This window comes from Paenibacillus camerounensis (assembly GCF_000723885.1).
In the GTDB taxonomy this organism is placed as follows: Bacteria; Bacillota; Bacilli; order Paenibacillales; family Paenibacillaceae; genus Paenibacillus_AQ; species Paenibacillus_AQ camerounensis.
This window is the reverse complement of the sequence record NZ_CCDG010000096.1, coordinates 20433-42729: the sequence shown is the minus strand read 5'-3', so window position 1 is coordinate 42729 and position 22297 is coordinate 20433. Positions and strand designations below refer to the sequence as shown.

Below are 22297 nucleotides of genomic sequence, written 5' to 3'. Positions count from 1 at the left end.
AGTAGAGTAGCAGTGGAGTAGCAGTGGAGTAGCAGTGGAGTAGCAGTGGAGTAGCAGTGGAGTAGTAGTGGAGTAGCAGTGGAGTAGCAGTGGAGTAGCAGTGGAGTAGCAGTGGAGTAGCAGTGGAGTAGCAGTTTAATAGCAGTAGATTAGCAGTTAATCAGCAGCTGGATTAGATTAAACTACTTCTTATATATAAGAAGCCCCGTCAGTCAGCACGCTGCTGAAGTCGGGGCTTCTCTAATAAGGCTAAGAAAGGATATGTTTTTGGTACCCCCGCAAAGGACAGCAGTCAGCTTCCATGTTAAGGCGCCGCTTTTGGGAGGGGGATTTTATGACACACATTGAATCGTTCTACTTATACTCGCACGCAAAATCAGTAAATTCAGCTGCAGAGCCTTCACCTGTGGCATACAGCCCGATCAGCACGCCGGTAAAGCCGCCGGCCACCTCGGACGAGAGGTATTTGGTATGCGCTGTACCGAGCGGCAGCTCTCCGTCGTCTGCCTGCTTAAGGAAGAAGCTATAGCGTTCAGCTGCAGATTTGATAATCAGCGTCGCTTCCTGCTGGTCATTGAACTCAGCGGTATGCTCAACCGATTTGATATCGCCGATGTTCAGCCGCTCTATTACCCGGCAGCCATCCTGGTCTTGGATGACTGCCAGATCATAGTGATGCAGCTCATCCATGTACAGGGTGAGGCCGGCCTCGCCGCTGCCGGTGAGCTTCACCTTGCAGGAAATAACGGCATCGAAGTCTCTCTGCCGGATGCCGATAAAGGTCGGAGAAGCCGGAACATCCAGAGTAATTCCAGTTCCTGTCAAGGTAGCTTTTTCAGGCTCCAGCGTGTAATTCTCCGTTGCCGGGTGCCGTAGATAACACCAGTCAAGGCTCCAGTCAGTATTGCCGAAGGTATAGTGCTTCTGGTCCTCCTGAACAGTATTTTCCGGGAAACGGTCTGTCTCGAAGATGCTCAGTGTGGTGCCGTTATGCCCTGCGGTGAACCAGCCGTCCTCATCAAAGGTAACAGGAGTAAGGAACACTTCGCGCCCCAGGTGATGGAAGGTCAGCCAGCGGCCGGTCTGACGGAAGCCCAGATGCAGCATCCACCAGTTACCTTCAGAGTCCTGAATGAGGTCGCCGTGACCGACGCCCTGCAGCTCATAGCCGCCGAGATTGCGGTTAGTCAGCACCGGATTGTGCGCATAGGATTCGAACGGGCCGGACAGCTGCTCACCCCGGGCATAAATAACCATGTGCCCATACTCGGTGCCGCCTTCAGCCGCCATCAGATAATAACGTCCGTTGATAAGGTACATATGGGGACTTTCCAGATAACGTCCGCCGGTACCCTGCCAAATCATGCGGCTTGGGGAGAGCTTTTGTCCGGTAGCGATGTCAATCTCACATTGGATAACTCCGCCTGCGCCGTTGTCGTCCTGGCCGTTGCTCATAAAGTAAGCTCTGCCGTCCTCAAAATACAGATCCGGGTCAATTCCCCCCTGATCAACAAAAATTGGCTCCGACCATTCACCGTAAATGTCGTCAGTCCATACGTAAAAGTTCTGGCGCAAGGAATCATTGGTTGTTGTCATATAGAAACGTCCGTTGTTGTAGCGGATCGTAGGGGCAAAGACCCCGCCGGAGCTGCCCACTTCTCCAAGCTGTACCTGGCTCTCCCGGGTAAGGCAGTGGCCGATCTGCGTCCAGTTGATCAGATCCTTGCTCTCAAACAGCGGGACGCCGGGGAAGAATTGAAAGGAGCTGCAGACCAGATAATAAGTATCTCCTGCCCGGCAGACACTCGGATCGGGATAAAAGCCCTTGATGACCGGATTGTTGTATATCATAATATCCACCTCGTCTATGAATTCTTATATATATGAATCTAATGTAAGCACTAACTAATGAAATTAAACAATAATGACAATGATCTTGCAATGGATTAGGGTTGCCCTGAGATGTTAAATCAATTAAATTAATATAAATATGAATTCAGTTACAGAGGATGGATGACACCTATGATTAGGGCAAACGGGGAAGCAAAGTATCTGCCGCTCTATGAAGCACTGGCAAGTGAGGTGAGATGGCGGATCATGGGCCTGCTTGCCGGCCAGGAGATGAATATGAAGGAGATCGCCTCCAGGCTGGAGCTCAGCCCTTCTATTGTCACAATGCATATCCGCAAGCTGGAGCGGGCCGGACTGCTGGGGAGCCGCAGAGTCCGGCTGAACGGGGGGACGCACAAGATATGTTTTCTCAAGGAAAAGCATGTTGAGGTCGAGCTGCCATCGGCTAACCGCAATGCAAGAGTAAGGGAACAGAGTATTTCTGTCGGACACTATACCTCCTTTGAGGTTCATCCTACCTGCGGACTGGGTACCCGGGAGATGGAAATCGGAGTATGGGATGATCCCCGCTACTTCTATGACCCCGAGCGGGTGAATGCGGCAATCCTGTGGTTCGGCAAAGGGTATGTAGAGTATAAAACCCCGAATTATCTGCTGCCCGGGCAGCATGTCGAAGCGCTTGAAATTTCGATGGAGCTTGCCTCGGAGGCGCCGGGGCTGAAGGATGACTGGCCGTCGGATATCAGCTTCACCTTCAACGGTATCCCGCTCGGCACCTGGACCAGCCCCGCTGACTTCGGCCGGGCCGCCCGCGGCAAATACACTCCGTCATGGTGGCACCGGAATGTGAACCAGTACGGTCTGCTCAAGACCATCCGCATCGACAGCTCAGGCACCTGGATTGACGGGGAGCGGATGTCGGAGGTGACTGTCCATGATGTACGGCTCCAGGAGCCGTTCTGGACGCTGCGCTTTGGTGTCGACGAGCAGGCTGCCAATATCGGCGGGCTCACACTCTACGGAGCCGGGTTCGGCAATCATGACCAGGATATTGTGATCCGTGTGCAGCTGGAGGGCTGATAGTGCTGGGAGTGCTGGGGGTGCTGAGAGTGCTGAGAGTGCTGGAAGTACTGCGATTGCTGGGAATGGATGTGCCTTGGGCGACTAAAAGAATACTGAACGAAGTGGAAAATCGCCATCTAATTCCGGACAATCTGCAAAGGGAAGGAATTTAGATGGAAAAAGGTAACCTAATCCTGCTGTTTTTGCGCTCAAGTGGCTTTTTGGTTGAAATTAAGTGGCATTTTTCCATCTAAGTCTCAAAAATCCTGGAGAATGACGGAATTAGGCAGCGAAAATCCAACTAATCGTAGTGGGCCACCCGTATGAATTGTTCCGCCATTACTCAACAAATTTCAGTCCACTACGTTCTGCTCACTAACAAACTAACAGTCTCACATGCGGTCCCGCTTGCAGCTGGAGAAGCTGTGAAGTACACTTTCAGTATCTAAAGCTAAGGACGTGTTATGGATGAATGCAGAGACGGTAATGCAGGAGCTCGAAGCCCTCGGCAAGGAACGTACGAAGAAGATATACTGTTCGAACGGGGCGCAGGAGCCGCTGTTTGGCGTGGCGACTGGGGCGATGAAGCCGATTTTCAAGCAGACCGGGATTAGTCAGGAGCTGGCCGAACAGCTATACGCAACGGGTAATTACGACGCCATGTATTTTGCCGGAATTATCGCTGATCCGAGTGGCATGACCGAGGCAGATTACGACCGGTGGATGGATGATGCTTACTTTTACATGCTGTCCGATTTTGTGGTAGCGGTGACGCTGGCGGAGGCAGATATTGCCCAGCAGGTGGCTGATAAATGGATTGCCGGCGGGGAGGACCTGCGGAGATCGGCGGGCTGGAGCTGTTACTGCTGGCTGCTCGGCAGCCGGAAGGATGCGGAATTTGATACAAATAAGCTGGCTGGCATGCTGGAGCTGGTAAAGAATACGATTCATGATGCGCCTGAACGGACCCGATATTCCATGAATAACTTCCTCTACACCGTTAGCATATCCTATGCGCCGCTTCATGAGCAGGCTGTTGCAACTGCCAAGGAGGTAGGTCCGGTAGAAGTCGGGGACGTTAATGGGAAGAGCAAGTACATTCATGCTTACGCGAATATTGAAAAGGCGATGGATAAAGGACAGAAGATCGGGTTTAAACGCCGGCATGTGAGATGCTGAGGATTTGCTGATATAGGATGGTACAAAGGTACAGCCTTATAGCTGGAAGAATGGAAGGTCCGCAGAGCTGCGGGCCTTATTGGTGTTCAACTGAAATAAGCGGGAGTCTATCTAATTCGGGGTGTGCGCGCCGCTCTCCCGGATGAGGCTGATAACTGCCAGGATACCGCGGACAGCAGAAGTCTGTATAGCAAAAAAACTCCCCGTCCGGGGAGTTTTTTGCAGAGCGTGTGAGGCAACAATAGATGTAGCTCTAATCGTATGGAGCTGCAATGGATGCAGCTGTAACGGATGAAGCTTCATCCGTTTCCGGCGGTTAGATGAGGCCGGACTTCACAAGGAAGCGGTGAATCAATGCGGCTACCTCTGCGCGGGTAACATTGGCTTTTGGAGCCAGCGTGCTCTCAGTGCGGCCGGATACGATTCCGGATGTGAGTGCTTCACTGACACCGGCAGCTGCCCAGCCGGATACCTGTCCAGCATCACTGAAGGAGCTGAGTGGTGCAGCTTGGCTGCCGGCTGTCTGGACAGGACTGTAGGCAAGAGCCTTGGCAATGATTGTCATTGCCTGCTCACGGGTGATTTTGTCCAGCGGGCGGAAGGTCTGATCTTCGAAGCCTTGAATCAGATTGTGGCTTACCGCTGTCTGCACTGCCTGGCTGTACCAGGCGGAGGACTGGACATCTGTGAAGGCGGCTGTGCCGTTCTCCAGCTTGAGTCCAAGTGCTCTTACGAGCGATGCTGTAAATTCAGCGCGGGTCATATCCTGGCCGGGATGGAATGCACCATCCTCAGTTCCGTTCAAGACCATACGCGATGCCAGATCGTTAACTACAGACTGTGACCAGTGTCCCGCAACATCTGCAAAGGAAACCGGGTGATACACTACAGCATAAGTGCTGTTAGTTAAGCTGTTAATCAGGGCAACCTGTCCGCCGTTCTCAGTCAGTACCTTTGTAGGAACATGACGTAACGAACCATCGGGTTCAATGACAAGTGCTGTGGTAATTCTGCTTGCATCTGCATCGCTTGGCAGCTTAATGCTTCTCTCAACATAAGTGTTGAAGGTATTTACATTAATTGTCTTGCCGCCGCTAGATGCGGTGACTGTGAATTCCAGCGGTGCGGCTGCCAGGGTGAAGTTGCCTGAAGCTGCAATGTTGTTGATAGCTTGCAGCTGCGCAGCATCCGGGGCTGCAATACGGATCTGCAGTGTAATCTGCTGCAGCTCCGAGGTCTGTTCCAGCTGCTGTGAAAGGCTGGTTATCCGCAGAAGGCTGGCAGGCAGGGTATAGCTGGCCTGCGGAGTCTGGATTTTGATAACGGCTTGCTTCTGTTCCAGGCTGCCCACCATCTGCCCGTTCAGCTCGCCGACAAATACATCCGAGGCAGCTGTGAATGGCAGTGTAATGACTGCACCGTTACCTGCGGCATTGAGCTGTTCCTGAAGCTTGGCTTCATCAAGGGTCAGAGTAGTCACCGTCTGGTTATCTGACTGTGTTACTGCAGACTGTCCGATCGTCTGCAGCTGTCCGTTGACAAGTACTGCTGTGCCTGTTGCAACTGGCGGCGGACTTGCAGCCGGACCCGGAGTCGTAACTACAGCAACGGCAGGAGTCACCGTGTTCGTAGCAGCAGCAATGCCTGTCCCTGCTGCATTAATTGCTTTTACAGTGAAGGTATAAGCTGTGCCGTTCTGCAGGCCTGTAATGATTACCGGGCTTGAAGCAGAGCTCACTTTAATGCCGCCTGTATCTGAGCTGATCTCATAGCCTGTAACCGCACTTCCGCCGTTATCTGCCGGCTGGGTGAACTGGATGACAGCCGTTGTGTCACCCGCAGCTGCACTGGCTGCCAGTGGTGCGCCAGGTACTGTAATGGGTGTTGCACTTGCCTGGTTGGATACCGGGCTGTCACCGGCGGAATTGACGGCCTGGACTGCATAATAATAAGCAGTGCCGTTAGTCAGACCGGCAGCAGTATAGGTGTATACGGACGAAGAGACTGTGGCCAGCGCCTCACCGTAGGTTGCGGAACTTACACTCTGATAGATTGTGTAGGAGGCGGAACCCTCTACAGGAGTCCAGGTCAATTGAACCTGTCCATTACCGGCAACAGCCGGCTGGAGAACAGGGGCGCCGGGAATTTGTGTGGTGTCCGCTATTGAAACGGTCAGAGCCTGTGAGGCTCCGGCACTGAAAATAAAGGTGAACGGCATACTTCCAACCGGCTGCTTCGCCAGATAGGCGGCAGAAAGGATAACGTTATTGCCGGAAACGGTGTAGTCTGTTCCCGCTGTAAGCGGTTTGCCTGCATATTCAATGCTTGTCAACGTGTTGCCTTTGAGCGTCATGCTGACGGCAATATCAGCCTGAGCACCCATACGTTTGTCAAAGACAGCGGTGTCCGGCTCAATGGTGCTGTTCTCTGGAGCAGTAAGTGTATAATCCTGGATCATGACTTCACTATCCTTCATATCTGCCTTAACAGCAATTGCCTTCAGCGTCAGTGCCTGTGTCACGGCGATTGGACTGCTGTAAAGCTGGCTGGAAGAAGTAGGAGCGCTGCCGTCAGTAGTATAGTAGATTGATGCACCTTCCGTTGCGGATGTCAAAGCGACCTCAGTACCGGAAGGCAGGGCACCCGCTGCCGGGTTAGCTTCAGGGGCAGCAACCTGCGGAGTGACCGGAGTTGCGGCAGCTGCGGTAGAAACCATGAACGTTCCGACCATGAACGGTCCATTGCTCAGCGTAATTGTATCTGTTACAGCCAGAGTGTCCGTATCAATCACAGACATGTTGCTGCTTGAGTAATTAATGGTATAAGCATGCTTACCGTCTGCAGATGCCCCGATAACATAAGGGTTACTGCCGACAGGTATTGTCTTAATTACAGTGTTCGTTGCAGTGTCAATTACAGACACATTATTCGATGAGGCGTTTGCGACATAGACGCGGCTGCCGTCGGGAGAGAACTCTGTTGCATGAGGGGAAGAGCCAACGGCAATAGTTCCTTCAACCGTGTTGTCAGAAACATTGATGACGGATACCGAGTTTCCCGACTTATTAGCTGCATAAAGCTTGGTGCCAGCCGGATTGACAGACAGTCCGTAAGTGGAAGCCGCAGGGATAGAAATACTTGTCACCAGCTTCTCCTGAGCCAAATCTACTACCTTTACAGAGTGATCGGTTTGGGAGGCGGCGAACAGCTTATTCCCTACAACGACATTAACTGAAGGGCTGCCGGATACGGCGATCGTATTGGTTACAGCCAGTGCTGCGGTGTCAATGACAGAAATTGAACCGTTGCCAAGATTAGCAACATAAGCCTTGCTTCCGCTGGCATTAAAAGCAACACCATGCGGTGATGCACCCACAGGAATAGTACTAATTACAGTGTCGGTAGCCGGATCAATAACGGATACACTTGAACTTCCGCGGTTAGTAACATAAATCTGTGTACCGGTTGGATTAAAGCCTGCGCTGTTAGGCTGGCTTCCCACCTGGATTTTTCCTTTTTCCACTGTATTGTTTTCAAGATTAACAACATCCACTACGCCTGTATTAAAGCTGGTAATATAGGCCTTATGCAGCAAATTCGGTGCTTCGGCTGCTGAGGTGTAGGCTGTGAGGCCAGTCAGATTGACAAGCATTGCCGCAGCGAGGAACAATACAGACAGCTTGAACGATAATGATTTGGTCTTCAGTGTGTTCATCTCCCTTGATGTTGGTTTTTTTTTGAATGACTTGGAAGCGTTTTTCGCTCTGCTGGGTACGCCTGCCTCCTTTAGCGATGGTATGTATTAAAGATATAAAGCATTTATCGGCCTTTGTACCTAAAAATGTTATAAAAAAAAATTAAAGTATTAACGCGATTAAGTTGCTCTGCCAGATTTTAGCGCGGCAATGAATTAAAAAAATAGCTAACATATACGCGTTATATAAGCTATAATAGGGTCTAAAAAATAAAAAAATGGGGTCAGTACATGAATCAACAAAAAGGTCAACAAAGCCTGCTGACGGAGAAAAAAGAACGTTTCTCAAACAGCGGCTTCATTTTTGCAGCCATAGGCAGCTCGGTGGGACTCGGGAATATGTGGAAGTTCCCTTATATTACGGGGGAAAACGGAGGCGCAGCCTTCTTCCTGCTCTTTATTGTCTGTCTGGTACTAATCGGTTTGCCGGTATTGCTGGCTGAGCTGGCTATCGGACGCAGCGGACGCGGAAGCGCCGCAACCTCATTCATCCGCGCAGGCGGCGGTAAAGGCTGGAAGGCTGCCGGGATTCTACAGGTAATCGCACCGTTTCTGATACTTTCCTTCTATGTCATTGTTGCTGGCTGGACTTTGCAGTATGCGGTCATCTCCTTCAACGGGCAGCTGTTCAGCACTACAGATTATGCCGGGGAGTTCGGTTCCTTCGTCTCCGGGTATATGCCTATTGTGTGGCAGGGTATTGCGATGCTGATCACAGCGGCTGTCGTTATTCTTGGCGTATCGGGGGGAATTGAGAAATTTAACAAAGTCCTGATTCCGGGCCTTGTCGTGCTGCTGATTGTCCTCATGATCCGTGCCGTTACACTGCCGGGCTCTTCTGCAGGCGTTGCCTTCTTCCTTAAACCGGACTTCTCCGTGCTGACAGCGGAATCTGCGCTGGTAGCTCTTGGACATGCCTTCTTCTCCTTGTCGCTCGGGATGGGGATTCTGCTGACTTACGGCTCTTATGTGGACAAAAACCAGTCACTCGGAAGTGCCACACTGGCCATCGGCGCAGGTGATTTGCTCTATGCGTTCATTGCCGGCCTGATTATTTTCCCGACAACATTCTCGTTTGGCATTGCTCCCGACCAGGGGCCTTCGCTGATCTTTGTTGCGCTGCCTGCGGCGTTCTCTGCGATGCCTTTCGGCGCCTTCTTCGGCGGGTTGTTCTTCATTCTGCTGGCAATTGCGGCTCTGACTTCGGCAGTATCGCTGCTTGAGGTTCCTGTATCCTACGCTATGGAACGTTTCAGCTGGAGCCGCCAGCGTGCGGTCTGGATTCTGTCGCTGGTCTGCTTCCTGTTTGGTGTTCCGTCAGCCATGTCGCTGGGGATGTTCCCTGAGCTTGCGTTCGGGGGCAAAGCGCTGTTTGACTGGATGGACTTTATTACCTCCAACATCATGCTGCCGCTTGGCGGCCTGCTGATTACCCTCTTTGCCGGATACTTCTGGAAAGGCGCGGCGGATGCCGCCGGACTTAATGCCCGCTGGTTCCGCATCTGGCTGTTCACCCTGCGTTATGTTGCGCCGGTGCTGGTCTTCCTGGTACTGCTGCACACGTCGGGGATCATCAAATTCTAAGCTGAATGTACGCACACTTGCCCCCGGGACATGTCCCGGGGGCTTTTTGGATGCGGGAAATACGATCTAATAACTATCTCCCGGTATTCATGAGGTGTGACGTTGATTTGTTATACCCTTATTGTCCGCTCCAGACCTCGCTGCCTGTCTCATACAAATTGTAGGAGTGTGCCGTGGAGGCTTCCATAATATCAACAAAGCTCCACAGCTCTTTAGGCACATCCGGCCAGACTGGAATCAGGTTCATATTCTCAGTCTGCCGCTCCAGCAGCTGATTGAAAATATGCACCGTTTCGGCCCGGGTAATTGCCTGATCCGGCTTGAAGGAGCCGTCCTCATAGCCTTTGAATAAGCCTTTTGCCGTAACAGCCCGGATGGAGGCTTCAGCCCAATGTCCCTGTACATCTCCAAAGGATGAATTAGCAGTTACTGCAAGCACAGGGCTTGTTACACGGGCCAGTACAGCGGCTAATTCGGCGCGGCTAACCTTGCCTTCAGGCTTGAAGCTGCCGTCAGAGTAACCCTTCATCCAGCCGTTTGCAGCAGCTGTCTGTATAGCGGAAGCACTCCAATGCGATGCAGATACATCTTTAAATGCAGCATGTCCCGGCGCAGAAGCACCGGCTGTAATCGTACGGCTCAGAATGGCGGCGAGCTCAGCTCTTGTTATACTGTTCTGCGGCAGGAACAGCCCGCTCGGGTAACCGACCATGTATGGAGTATGCTTGCCGGTTGATTTTAGCTTGGGATCAATCTCGAAGCTGTACTCTACGATGGACTGTCCCACGTGAATCGTTCCGTTTCTGATATAGCTGTCATCCCCAAATGCGGCCTCGTGACTCTCTTTGCGGCTGTCGAAGGTCTCGTAGCCTGCTTTTTCAGCCAGAATATAATAGTCTCCGTCCGGATAAACCATCCAGCCGTATTGCCCCCCGTCCTTGCTGAACTGGGGATCTTTGTTCTGGTTAGGCGCAAAATCCGGCAGCTCCGGCAGTTCAACCAGCGCATCTGCTGTCCGGCCCTTTGATTTATTAAGTGCCGTATCCATCCAGTGCAGCGTGACCTTCACATCATCAACCGTTTTGCCTGTTACCGAATCTGTAATGATCCCGTACGGGTCAATCAGCTCCGATTCAATCGACGCACTGCCGTCTGCAGATACAGTCAATTTAGCCAGCGTTCCCGCCAGCTTTTCACCGGTTGGGGCAATGACATTAAGCAGCATTCTGTAAGTGCCTGCCGGGATATTTGGAAGCTGGAAGCCCGTTCCCGCTTTCACAGTAAAGGCAGGAAGGTTCAGCAGCTTGCCGTCAGCCGTGAACAGTGTTGCTGTCATATCCAGCTTGTCTCCAATGAGCTGTGTGATTGAGGTGTTAGCCGGCTTGACCGACTGATCGTCCGGGTCCTTGACGGTTACTGTTAAGACCGGTGAACTGCTTCCGCTTACAGCTCCGGTGCCTGTCTGGCTGGAAGGAGCCGGAGTGCTCACAGGACCAGGATCGGGAGTAGGCGTTGGTGAAGGTCCGGCAGACTCTCCGGGCTCAGCCTGGTCAACAGGCGGAATTACCGTACCTGACTCCAGTGTTGTAAAGGTAATTTCATTTCCGTATACAATCCCGTTCGAAGTTACAATGTAACCCCGCGCGTAGTACAGGGTTGCCGGCTGAAGACCGGACAGCTGCAGCTGGTACTCGCCGGCGTTGCCGGATGAGGCTGCTGTTGTACCGCTGCCTACCGCCGGAGCTGCGGCAGTCGAGTAGACGATTCCGCGTTCCGTGATGCTGGCAGCCGCCGCATTATGCAGGCTTGCGCTGACAGAGGCGGATGTCTCAGTAATCTGTGCAGCCGGCAGCGTCTCAACGGATAGCTTGCCGATTGGGCCATATTTCAGGACAGTCAGCCTGCCGCTCTGTGCGCCGTCTTTTATGGCGACATAGGGCGTACCGTCATAGACACGGAGCTTCAATTCCTCTGCCGATCCGGCTGTAAAAGCAGGCAGGCCGATCGTTATCCAGCTGTCAGTGCTTGTATCCAGCGTCTTGACAGTTACTTTACCGCTGTCCATGCTGTCGGCGTACGCGACATAAGGGGCATAACTATATTTGCCTGCCGGAACCATAGTCAGGTCAAGAGCCTGTACCTGCGCATCCGTTACAGGCTGTGCTGAACCGGAATTCCAGGAGCCATAATAGTAAGAGCTGTACTGCACGCCTTGTCCATCCTGATAGACAAGTGCTTTTTGACCGTTGCCGTCGACATGAACGGAATATTCAGAAGCTGTAATACTGGAGTTTTGCAGACTCCAGGAAGGAGTATAATAGCCCCATTCCCATGTTGAAACGGCGTGAGGAGCCGCCGCAGCTTCGGCGGTGAGCAGCAGGCTGCCGTAACTGACGGTCAGATTTACCTGCTGAACGGCATCAGCAGAAAAGCCTGCCGATCCGAGCAGCTCCCATGCTGTCCCGTTAAAGGTCATTGCTGAGACCTTACCCCCGTTAGCTTCATCAGTAAAAGCCACATAAGGCTTGCTTCCCCAGCTGTCGACCGCAAGTGAGATATTGGACGCAGCTCCCGGAGAGAAGCCGGCCGTGCCGACGGTTGACCAGGTAGCCGTCTGTAAATCCAGTACTTCTACCGTGACCGCGTTAGCTGCACTACCGTCTGCATAGGCAAGATAAAGGGAGTCTGAAGCTGAATCATAGGCCAGCGACACCGAATCTGCCGTTCCCGCCGAATGTCCTGCCCCGTTAATATATTTCCACTGTGACTGATAATAGACCATAACACTAACCTTGCCGCCATTTGCTTTATCTTTAAAAGCCACATACGGATTACCGCTCTGATCAAAAGCAAACGATACAGAGTCTGCTTCATCCCCGGTGAAGCCGGCCGGTCCGACCAGCTGCCACAGGTAAGGAACAACATTAACGGTAACTGAAGCCGTCAGGTTGTCGTCATTGCGCAGCGGCGGATCTCCCGGGCCGATCAGGCCGGTAAAAACATAGGTTCCGGCAGTATCCGGTACGAAGGCCGGTGCACCGCTATCCCACTGCGGGGAGGGGGTTTCATGTTTGCCGTTTTTCAGTGTAACTTCTGCTCTCGCAGGCAGCTTTTGCATTATTTGCTGGAGCGTTGTGCCTACAGGTACGGTAACGGAAGATAAGGGGGCGACATCAACAATCTTAGAGCCCAGCACTTTGATGGTCTGGGAAATAAAGATCTGACCCATCAGATTCGGATGAAGCACATCCTTGCTGCCGGCCGGAAGCTGTATGGTTCCCTGAAAAGAAAACTTGCCGCCGTCCTCCATCATATATTCATAATCGCTCTGGTTATCCCAGGCTATGGGGAATTTCTTGTATGTGCCGTCGGAGAGAATCGCCTCAATCTCAGAAGGCCACTGTACGCCGGCAGCCGGCGTCCCGTTCTCATATTCCAGATCTTCGAACGGAACGTAGTTAGTAATCCACTGTTCTCCGTTCATTGATTCGGCAGAGACTGTCGTGAACGAATTAGGCTCTCCGTAGCTGATTACAGTGTCCTGAGTCTGGATGAAAGCCCGGAAATAGTAATCGCTGCTCTCGGTAAGCCCTGTTGCATAGCCGAAATACTGCGATTCCAGCCCCGCGCCTGTGTTGATTGTCTGCACATTGGCCGGCGGAGTAGGACCGTCAGCTGCCGGCCAGAGCTCAAACCCTTTTTGAATAATAGGGTTAGTAGTATCATACTGCAGTACTTCAGCCCGCAGCTGCGCGCTGTCACTGGCCGGCAGGGCATAATCGGTGTACACCGGCATTCCCGGCCCTGCGAAGGCGGAGGTGCTGAGGCGTGCAGGCAGACCCAGGCTCATTACTGCCAGGAGCACTGCAAGAAGCCCCGGAAGCCATTTGTTGTTATTTAATCTCATGCTGTTTGCCCCAATCTACTTCAAATTTTAATTGTATGGATGTAGTAATATATCGACACCGCTTCAGTAAATTGTTAAGTGTTTTTTCAAAAAAATAATCAGACCGGAAAGGGCAGAGAGCTTTGGAATTTTGGATAGTAAAAGAGCAGATGGCAGGGAAGAGCGGGGAGCGGGGAGCCGTGAGCAGCTAGCACGTGACCCGGCCAATCCCGCCTTCAACCCCCCCTTAATGCTTGACAAAGTACAGAGCACTTCACATACTTAATAATCAATTCAGGGCAGGCTGACCTGCTTTTATGTAAGCGCTAACCAACTCCAGACGTAAAGGAGCTACCTATGCTAGGACTAATCAAACGGATGAAGATTTTCCACCGGCTGGTGTTTTTTATGCTGCTGCTGATCCTGCTGGTCTGTGCCGGATTCCTGGCGGTCACGACGCTTTCTTTTAAAACCTATGATGAAATGCTGTATGAGCAGGCCTCCCGCGCTATGAACCTGTCTGTCTCCGGCATTGAGAATGAGATCAGCAATATTGAGGAGCTGTCGATGAACATGGCGCTGGATTCCAGAATCCAGGAGCAGCTGGTAAGCATACAGGGGGGAATCTCCGACTACGAGCGCACAGTCCGGACAACGGATTTCAAGAATAAAATCGCACAATATATGTTCTCCGAAGAGAGCATCGCTTCCATACGGTTCCTGAATACGAGCGGCTACGACTTTCTGGTCGGGCAAAATAGAGTCTTGAATCAGGAGGAGGATGTGGACGGAATTGTCCGGACCGCACATGAACGGCAGGGGTCAGGCGTATGGATTGAACCGCAGCAGACGGAGGAGGGGCTGACGCTGGCCCGGGAGGTCCGTTCGATTTTTGAGCCGATTCTGGAGCCGCTGGGCACGCTGATCTTTCAGATTGATTACCAGAGACTCGTTGAGCGCCACTTCAGGCCGGAAGCGGGCACAGCAACGGAGCTGTTTGTTTTATCCGGGGCACGTATGCTGTACCGTCCTGCGGCAGAGAGCCTTCAGCGCTTTGACACTGCGGCAATCCCGCTGACCGGCAGCACAGGCTCCCTTTTGCAGCATATAAACGGTAAGTCTTATTTTCTTGCTTATAAGCAATCCCCGGCGACGGGTTGGACCTATATCAGCTTAATTCCCTATGACGAAGTGTTCCAGGAGAAAAAAGTGCTGCGAAACACCATTCTGCTGATTGCCGGAGCCCTCCTTATCATTGCCTGTACCATCAGCTACTTGTTCGCCAAAGGCTTCACCCGCCCGATTGACCAGCTGGCCAGACAGATGCGAAGTGCCGAAAAGGGGGATTTCAGCGCTTCCCTGCTGGACATCCGTGCGGCCGCGCAAATGGACGAGATCGGGTATCTGCATAAAAGATTCAACAGCATGATCCGAAATATCGAGCAACTGATCGATGACAATTATAAGAAGCAGATAGTAATCAAGGATACGGAGTACCGGGCGCTGCAGGCGCAGATCAATCCGCATTTTCTCTACAATACGCTGAATTCAATCAACTGGATGGCCCGGATGCGCAGCGATGAGGTCATCTCAACCATGGTGGAGTCCCTCAGCCAGCTGCTCCGGGGGGCGATGGATAACAAGCGTACCATGGTGACTGTGCGGGAGGAGCTTGAGCTGATTACCAGCTATATGTATATCCAGAAGGTGCGCTACGGCAAGCGGATTGATTTCAGCACGGAGGTGGACAGCGGGGCAATGGACAGTCTGATTCCGAAGTTCGCACTTCAGCCAGTCGTTGAAAATGCGGTGTACCATGCCGTAGACCAGACAGCCGGGGTGTGCCATATTACCATTCATTCTGAAGCCGTTAATAACGGCCGTGACTTGGTCTTTGCCGTCAGTGACGACGGGCCCGGCATCGGCGCGGATTATCTGGAGCGTCTGCGGAGTCTGGACTATGAGGCCAAAGGGACAGGAATCGGCCTGCGGAATATCCATGAGCGGCTGCAGCTGGCTTTTGGCGGGGAATATGGCATTGGCATGGAGAGCGAGCCCGGCAAAGGAACCTGTGTGCGGATTACGATACCTAAAGGAGGCAGCGGCGATGTATAAAGTACTGCTCGTTGATGATGAGGAGCTGGTGGTGCAGGGGATTTCGAGCCTGATTCCCTGGGAGAAGAACGGGTTCCGGCTGCTTGAGCCGGCCTATAACGGAGCGGAGGCGCTGGAGCGGTTCCGCCGGGAGCCGGCTGACATCGTCATTACAGATATCCGCATGCCGCTGATGAACGGACTGGACCTGATCCGGCAGCTCAGGGCAGAGTCTCCGCACACGGAGTATATTGTGTTGTCAGGTTACGGCGAATATGACTATACAAGCGAAGCGATGGCCCAGGGAGTGAAGCATTATCTGCTGAAGCCGAGCAATGAGATGAAAATTCTTGAGGTTCTCCACACCGTGGCCGCCGAGCTGAAACGCCGGTCAGAGCATGCGGAATTTGTGGAGCGGCTGCAGAATGATTTTAAAAAGGTGCTGCCCCATGTAAAAGAACAGCTGCTGCGCGATATTGTGCTCACCGGCATGTACAACAAGCAGGACTGCGATTATTTCATGGATCTGTTCATGATCGAGCAGCAGCTGTTCAAGCTGGTGCTGTTTGGCTTCCACGGGGAAACGGAGTATATTCATAAATTTGCGCTCAGGAATATTGCCGGAGAGGTGTTCAGGGACGAGGGGGCCTATCTAACGACAGTGGTGCGGGACCAGATGCTCCTGCTTGTAAAGGCTGTTGATTTCGGACAGCTCTCGGCAAAGGTCAAGCAGGTTCAGCGGATTTATAAAGCTTATTACAAGCTTGAATGTTTTGTAGCCGTCAGCAATGAAGGGGGCTTCACAGCCATCCGCTCCATGTACGATACGGTGAGACGCTGCCTGAGCTTTGGACTGTCTTTTCAGGAGGGCTTTATTGTGACTCCGCAGGATGTGCCGGATGCCGAAAAGGAGCTTCCAGTCGATGCAGCCAATGTATCGGAACGGCTGGTGCTGGCTGTCCGCGCCGGTAATGCAGCGGAGATAAGGGACACGCTTAATGAAGCGGGGGGACTGCTGGGAAACGGTGTACATGATGCAGCGGCTGCACGGAAATTATGCCTGGAGCTGTTTCTGGCGGTGATCCGGCAGAGTGAAGGAGGGCTGGATGAGTATGTCACCGCAATTCCGCAGCTGTATAATATGCCTTCCCTGCGCGAAGCCTTTCAGCTGCTGGAGGAAACGGCGCTGGAGCTGGCTGCACGCCATTCCGGCCGGACAGCTAAACGGCAGAATGATCTGATCGACTCCGTGCTGCGGATCGTGCAGGATAATCTCGGCAATCCCGATTTATCGCTGAAGTGGATCGGCAGTGAGCTGCTCTATGTAAATGTCGATTATCTGGGCAAAATGTTCACCCGGAAAACCGGCAGTAAATTCTCCGGTTACCTGCTGCAGCTGCGGATGGAATCGGCCAAAAGGCTGATGGAGCAGGAGCGGGAGCTGAGGATTTATGATATTGCGGTCATGCTGGGGTATCCGGAGGACGCCCAATATTTCTCCAAGCTGTTCAAGAAATATACCGGCATGACGCCGACGGAATATATGCGCGGAAGTGAGGGGCAGAAGCAGCAGCCTTTTTGAAAAAACTCGATTTCTTTCAGGAAGAACCTCTGTTTTTTCCATGTTGGAGAAGCGTGAAGCGGTGTATTTTAGATATAGAAACGTATTGCAGCATCCGGGCCCGGACAACACAGATACGTTCAGGTTACCAAATAACAACAATAGAGGGGCGCTAACCAATGAAGAGACGTTTTTCCAGTATGATGATTGCGGCTGCTGCCGGTATTCTTGCGCTGACCGGGTGTTCAGGAGGCAATTCCAATACGGCAGAGCCGGACGGAACCGCGCAGCCTGCCGGTCAAACGGCAAGCAGCAGTACACCGGATGCGGGCGGCGGCAATCTCCGGATCATCTGGTGGGGCAACCAGGAGCGGCATGATTTGACGTCCAAGGTGCTCGATCTCTACTCCAAGACCAACCCGGGGACTACCTTCACACCGGAATATCAGGGCTTTGACGGCTATTTCCAAAAGCTTACGCTGCTCGCGGCCTCCAACAATATGCCTGATGTCGTTAACTTTTACGTGGGCTCAAGCGATTCGAACCAGTTCCTGGACAAAGGGCTGCTGGAGCCGATGGATCAATATGTTGAAAACGGTACCATCAATGTTGCGGATATCGGGGAAAATACATTGTCCGGCGGAAGAGCCGCTGACGGCAAGCTGTACGGGATACCGCTTGGCGTTAATGCCAGGGTGATGATCGTCGATCCGGCAGTGTACGATAAAGCCGGCCTGACCATACCCGAGAAAGGATATGCAGACTGGGAAGCGCTGCATGAGGATCTGGGCAAGCTGAAGGAGGTTACCGGGGCTTACGGTGCAGACGATCTGTTCAACATCAATTTTACGCTTGCTTATTATGCCCGCCAGTTTGGCCAGACGATTGCAGCCGAGGAGACGGGAATCGGCTTTGACGAGAAGCTGTACACGGATTTCTTTACTTACCGGCAGGGATGGTCCAAGGAGGGGCTGATTCCCAAAATGGATGCCTCCCTGTCAGTCAAGAACCCGGAGGAATCCTTCCTGGTAAAAGGCCAGTCTGCGGTCATGGTCGCCTACACGAACCAGTATCCGGGTATTGTCAAGGCTGCGGGCAGACCGCTGCAGATGATTCTGATGCCTGGTCCGGATTCGGATAAAGCGATGGATGTGCGGCCGGGAATGCATTTCTCTATCTCGGTCAATTCCACCCAAAAAGAGGCGGCTGCCAAATTTATCAGCTATTTCGTCAACGATGTGGAAGCGAACAAAATCCTGAACGCCAACCGCGGCATGCCGGTCTCAAGCGCAGTGCGCGCTGCCCTGATGGAGCAATTCGAGCCTGAAATGAAGGCGGTAGCGGATTATATGGAAGTCGTAGCAGAGCATAGCGGACCGCTTGATCCGCCTGCCCCGGCAGGAGCGACTGAAATTGATAAGCTTATGGTGGATCTGGAGCAGCAGATTATGTACGAGCAGACCTCCATCAAGGATGCCTATGCGAAGCTGACGCAGGAAGCGGCGGCGATCGTAGCCAGAAACAAGCAATAACATACAACAGCGGCCGGCTCCTGATTACGGAGAAGCAGCCGGCCGCAGACAGGTGTGATGAAGCTAATGACACAAAAGGCCGTCAGAGCAGGTTATGAGAACGGGACCGGCTATCTGTTTATTTTACCGTGGATTATAGGCTTTACCGCATTTACGCTCATCCCGTTTGTAGCTTTATTCTATTTCGCCTTTACCGATTATGATCTCTTGTCATCACCCGGCTGGGTCGGGCTGGATAACTTTATCCGCATGTTCACGGTGGATGAGAAGTTCCTGACCAGCCTGAAGGTTACGTTCTTCTATGTGCTGACTGCGATTCCGCTCCGCCTTATCTTTGCTTTGTTCATTGCCATGCTGCTGAATATGAAGATCCGGTTTGTGGGCTTATACCGCACGGCCTTCTACATTCCCTCCATCATCGGAGGCAGTGTAGCGGTGGCGGTCATGTGGGGCCAACTGTTTGGCCTGAATGGGGCCGTTAACGGAATCATCGGCCTGTTCACCGGCACCAGCCCCAATACCTCGTGGATTGCCAATCCGGATACGGCACTGTGGACACTGATCCTGATGGCAGTCTGGCAGTTCGGCTCACCGATGATCATTTTTCTGGCCGGGCTCAAAAATATTCCCGATTCCTATTACGAAGCAGCGGTTGTTGACGGGGCGAACGGCTTCCACAGGTTTGTCAAAATCACGCTTCCCCTGCTGACCCCGGTCATCCTGTTCAATCTGGTGATGCAGATTATCGGAGGCTTCATGACCTTTACCCAGGGGCTTATCATTACGTCAGGCGGACCGCTGGACCGGACCTTATTCTATCAGCTGTATGTATACCGGCAGGGCTTTGAGTTTCTGGACATGGGCTATGCGGCGGCCTTATCCTGCTTCCTGCTGCTTATTGTTGCTGTACTGACCGCGCTTGTCTTTAAGTCATCCTCCGCATGGGTACATTACGAGTCGAAAGGATAGCCGCTATGATGCCAAATACACAAAAGAATGCCAGCAGGCTGACGGTACATCTGGTATGCCTCCTGATCGGAATCGTCTCGCTGTATCCGCTTGTCTGGATGGTAGCCAGCTCCCTGAAAGAAAGCTCCCAGGTGTTTGTAAGTGCGCATTCGCTGATTCCGACCAGCTGGGATTTCGGCAGCTATATCAGCGGCTGGCGCGGGTTCGCCGGGATTACCTTCGGGACCTTTTTCAAGAATACCGTTATTATTGTCTGCTCCGTTGTGGCAGGGACGCTTGTCTCCTGCTCCCTGATTGCTTACGGCTTCGCCAGAATACCGTTCAGGCTGAAGGGCTTCTGGTTCGCAACCGTCATGCTGACGCTGCTGCTGCCGGGCCAGATTGTGCAGATTCCGCAGTATATCATTTTTTATAAAATAGGCTGGGTCAATACGTTCCTGCCATTGATTGTTCCGGCCTTTTTCGGCTCAGCGTTCTTTATCTTCCTGCTGCTGCAGTTTATCCGCACTATTCCCTATGAGCTGGATGAAGCGGCCAAAATTGACGGCTGCAGCCGGTTCGGTATTTTCTACCGGGTTATTCTGCCGCTGATCAAGCCGGCGCTGGTCACCGCAGCTATCTTTGAATTTTATTGGGCCTGGGATAACTTCTTCGGTGCGCTGATCTATCTGGGCAGACCTCAGCTGTACACGCTCAGTGTGGCCCTCCGGCTGTTCGCCGACCCGAGCTCCGGTACGGACTGGTCCGCGATGTTCGCAATGGCTACCTTGTCGCTCATTCCGCCAATTCTGGTCTTCTTCATATTCCAGCGCTATATTGTTGAAGGAATCAGCACAACCGGATTGAAAGGATAAGCCCGGCTGCTCCGGCAGCACAATAAACATGCGGTGCGCCGATAACAGCGTACCGCATGTTTTGCTTTTACCAGAATATCCGGCCCCGGTTACCCCTTCACCGCACCGATCATGACGCCCTTCTCGAAATACTTCTGCACAAAAGGATACACAACCAGAATCGGTACTGTTGCTACAATAATCGTAGCGTATTTAATCGTCTCCCCGATCATGAACTGGTCGGCAGAGCTGGCTCCGGTGGACATATTGTCGGTGGAATTGGCGATCAGAATCTCGCGGAGCACCAGCTGCAGCGGGAACAGGTTCCGGTCCTTCAGGAAAATGGAGGCATAGAACCATGCGTTCCACTTCTCTACTGCATAATAGAGGATCATAACGGCTACTACCGGCTTGGACAGCGGCAGGATGATCCGGAACAGGATCGTCAGATGATTAGCTCCGTCAATCTTTGCTGATTCCTCCAGGCTCTCGGGGATAGCCGAGAAGGAGGTACGCATGATGATCAGGTTGAACGTGCTGACTGCGAACGGAACAATGGTGGCCCACAGAGAGTCGATCAGGCCGACATTTTTGACGATCAGGTAGAGCGGAATCAGTCCGCCATGAAAGAACATGGTGAAGATAATCAGGAAGGTGAACAGATTGTTCCACATCACGTTCCGTCTGGATAATACGTAGGCTGCGACCGCAGTCAGGAACAGGTTGAGCGTGACTCCGACAACGAGAATGAACAGTGTATTTCCATACCCCTTGATGATGCCGGGATTGCTGAATACACTCTTATAGGCATCAAGGCTGAAGCCCAGCGGCTTAAACAGAAAGCCCTTGTTCGCAACCAGCTGCGAGGACTCACTGAAGGAAGCGAAGGTGACGTACAGCAGCGGATACAGGGTAACGATGACCAGCAGAATGAGTGCGGTGTTGATCATCCAGTCAAAAGCTTTATTCTTAAGGCCGTTTTCGGCTTGCATCATATTTTCCTCCTACCATAAGCTGCTCTTGTTGACCCTACGGCTGATATAGTTGGCCGAGATGAGCAGAATCAGATTCACAAGCGAGTTGAACAGGCCGACTGCCGAGCTGTAGCTCCAGCCGAATTCCAGCAGACCTTTGCGGTAGACAAAGGAGGAAATGACGTCAGCGGTTTCATAGGTAATTGGGCTGTAGAGCAGGATGATTTTTTCAAAGCCGACGTTCAGCATGTTGCCCATCCGCAGAATGAACATGATGGTGATCGTAGGCAGAATCCCCGGCAGCGTGATGTACAGCATCTGCTTCAGGCGGCTGGCACCGTCGATCCGGGCGGCCTCATATTGCTCCTGGTCGATGCCCGCAAGTGCGGCAATGTAGATAATGGATTCCCAGCCGATCTTCTGCCAGATTTCGGACAGGATATAGACCGGACGGAACAGGCCCGGCTTCTGCAGCATCGCGGCTCCGTCATAGCCGAACAGGGAGAATAGCGAGTTGATGACTCCGTTGCTGTTGGTGAAATCGGTAATCATACCGCAGATAACAACAAGCGAGATAAAATAAGGCATATAGGAAACGGTCTGAACGACCCGTTTGAAGGCCTGGTGTCTGACTTCGTTGATCAGCAGCGCAAGAATAATCGGAGCCGGAAACATGAAGATAATGGAATACACACTGATGACCACCGTATTCTTCAGAATGCGCCAGAAGTAATAGCTGGAGAAGAAGTCCTTGAAATGCTGGAGTCCGATCCAGTCACTGCCTATAATCCCTTTCATCGGTGAAAAATCCTTAAAGGCGATGACCGCTCCGTACATAGGTGCATAGTGGAAAATAACATAATAAAGCAAGACAGGGATCATCATAAAATACAGCAGCTTGTTCAGCTTAAAATCACGTATGAAGCGCTGTTTAAAGCTGTTATGCGAAGCCGTGGTTTTGTATCCGCTCATCGGTGCCAGTTTAGACATGGTTTTCTGCTCCTCCTCCTTAAAGGAA

General features: G+C 52.4%; 14 protein-coding genes. 9 read left to right on the top strand and 5 right to left on the bottom strand.

The genetic code is table 11. The features are described 5' to 3' along the window. Nucleotides 1-354: 354 nt before the first annotated feature. Nucleotides 355-1851, bottom strand: coding sequence for a glycoside hydrolase family 43 protein (locus tag BN3772_RS28010; protein WP_042203709.1), 1497 nt, complete (start codon nucleotides 1849-1851; stop codon nucleotides 355-357). A gap of 171 nt (nucleotides 1852-2022) precedes the next feature. Between BN3772_RS28010 and BN3772_RS28005 the strand changes: the two genes are divergently transcribed. The 3 genes from BN3772_RS28005 (at nucleotide 2023) to BN3772_RS28000 (ending at nucleotide 4092) form a co-directional block, all read left to right on the top strand. Continuing rightward, a complete protein-coding gene (locus BN3772_RS28005) occupies nucleotides 2023-2931 on the top strand; it encodes an ArsR/SmtB family transcription factor (protein WP_042203708.1) in 909 nt (302 codons plus the stop codon). Nucleotides 2932-2933: 2 nt separating this feature from the next. After that, nucleotides 2934-3086: a hypothetical protein gene (locus BN3772_RS30815; RefSeq protein WP_157643669.1), complete on the top strand. Its 153-nt coding sequence runs from the start codon at nucleotides 2934-2936 to the stop codon at nucleotides 3084-3086. Between the two features lie 295 nt (nucleotides 3087-3381). Beyond that, nucleotides 3382-4092 (top strand): DNA alkylation repair protein, encoded by a 711-nt coding sequence (locus BN3772_RS28000; RefSeq protein WP_042203707.1) that lies wholly within the window; start codon nucleotides 3382-3384, stop codon nucleotides 4090-4092. Nucleotides 4093-4408: 316 nt separating this feature from the next. Here BN3772_RS28000 and BN3772_RS27995 read toward each other — a convergent pair whose 3' ends face one another. Beyond that, a complete protein-coding gene (locus tag BN3772_RS27995) occupies nucleotides 4409-7807 on the bottom strand; it encodes an S-layer homology domain-containing protein (RefSeq protein ID WP_052380734.1) in 3399 nt (1132 codons plus the stop codon). Nucleotides 7808-8077: 270 nt separating this feature from the next. Between BN3772_RS27995 and BN3772_RS27990 the strand changes: the two genes are divergently transcribed. After that, entirely contained in the window at nucleotides 8078-9430 is a 1353-nt protein-coding gene (locus BN3772_RS27990) for a sodium-dependent transporter (RefSeq protein ID WP_042203705.1), read from the top strand. Between the two features lie 118 nt (nucleotides 9431-9548). Here the strand turns inward: BN3772_RS27990 and BN3772_RS27985 are convergent, their stop codons facing one another. Continuing rightward, on the bottom strand, nucleotides 9549-13337 hold the full coding sequence (locus BN3772_RS27985) for an S-layer homology domain-containing protein (RefSeq protein ID WP_042203703.1): 3789 nt from the start codon (nucleotides 13335-13337) through the stop codon (nucleotides 9549-9551). A gap of 336 nt (nucleotides 13338-13673) precedes the next feature. On the opposite strand from BN3772_RS27985, the gene BN3772_RS27980 reads away from it, so the two are divergent. From BN3772_RS27980 to BN3772_RS27960, 5 genes are all read left to right on the top strand, one after another. Then, on the top strand, nucleotides 13674-15431 hold the full coding sequence (locus tag BN3772_RS27980; RefSeq protein WP_086074797.1) for a sensor histidine kinase: 1758 nt from the start codon (nucleotides 13674-13676) through the stop codon (nucleotides 15429-15431). Next, complete coding sequence (locus BN3772_RS27975; protein WP_042203701.1) at nucleotides 15424-16992, top strand: response regulator; 1569 nt, start codon at nucleotides 15424-15426, stop codon at nucleotides 16990-16992. Before BN3772_RS27980 ends, BN3772_RS27975 begins: the two co-directional genes overlap by 8 nt. Before the next feature lie 158 nt (nucleotides 16993-17150). After that, complete coding sequence (locus BN3772_RS27970) at nucleotides 17151-18503, top strand: ABC transporter substrate-binding protein (RefSeq protein ID WP_042203699.1); 1353 nt, start codon at nucleotides 17151-17153, stop codon at nucleotides 18501-18503. A 66-nt stretch (nucleotides 18504-18569) separates the two neighbouring features. After that, nucleotides 18570-19472, top strand: a complete 903-nt coding sequence (locus BN3772_RS27965; protein ID WP_042203697.1) for a carbohydrate ABC transporter permease — start codon at nucleotides 18570-18572, stop codon at nucleotides 19470-19472. A gap of 5 nt (nucleotides 19473-19477) precedes the next feature. Beyond that, nucleotides 19478-20326, top strand: a complete 849-nt coding sequence (locus tag BN3772_RS27960) for a carbohydrate ABC transporter permease (protein ID WP_042203696.1) — start codon at nucleotides 19478-19480, stop codon at nucleotides 20324-20326. A gap of 89 nt (nucleotides 20327-20415) precedes the next feature. On the opposite strand, the gene BN3772_RS27955 is transcribed toward BN3772_RS27960, so the two are convergent. Both BN3772_RS27955 and BN3772_RS27950 read right to left on the bottom strand, forming a co-directional pair. Next, nucleotides 20416-21297: a carbohydrate ABC transporter permease gene (locus tag BN3772_RS27955; RefSeq protein ID WP_042203694.1), complete on the bottom strand. Its 882-nt coding sequence runs from the start codon at nucleotides 21295-21297 to the stop codon at nucleotides 20416-20418. 12 nt (nucleotides 21298-21309) lie between these two features. Beyond that, nucleotides 21310-22269 (bottom strand): ABC transporter permease, encoded by a 960-nt coding sequence (locus tag BN3772_RS27950; protein ID WP_425280470.1) that lies wholly within the window; start codon nucleotides 22267-22269, stop codon nucleotides 21310-21312. Nucleotides 22270-22297 lie beyond the last annotated feature (28 nt).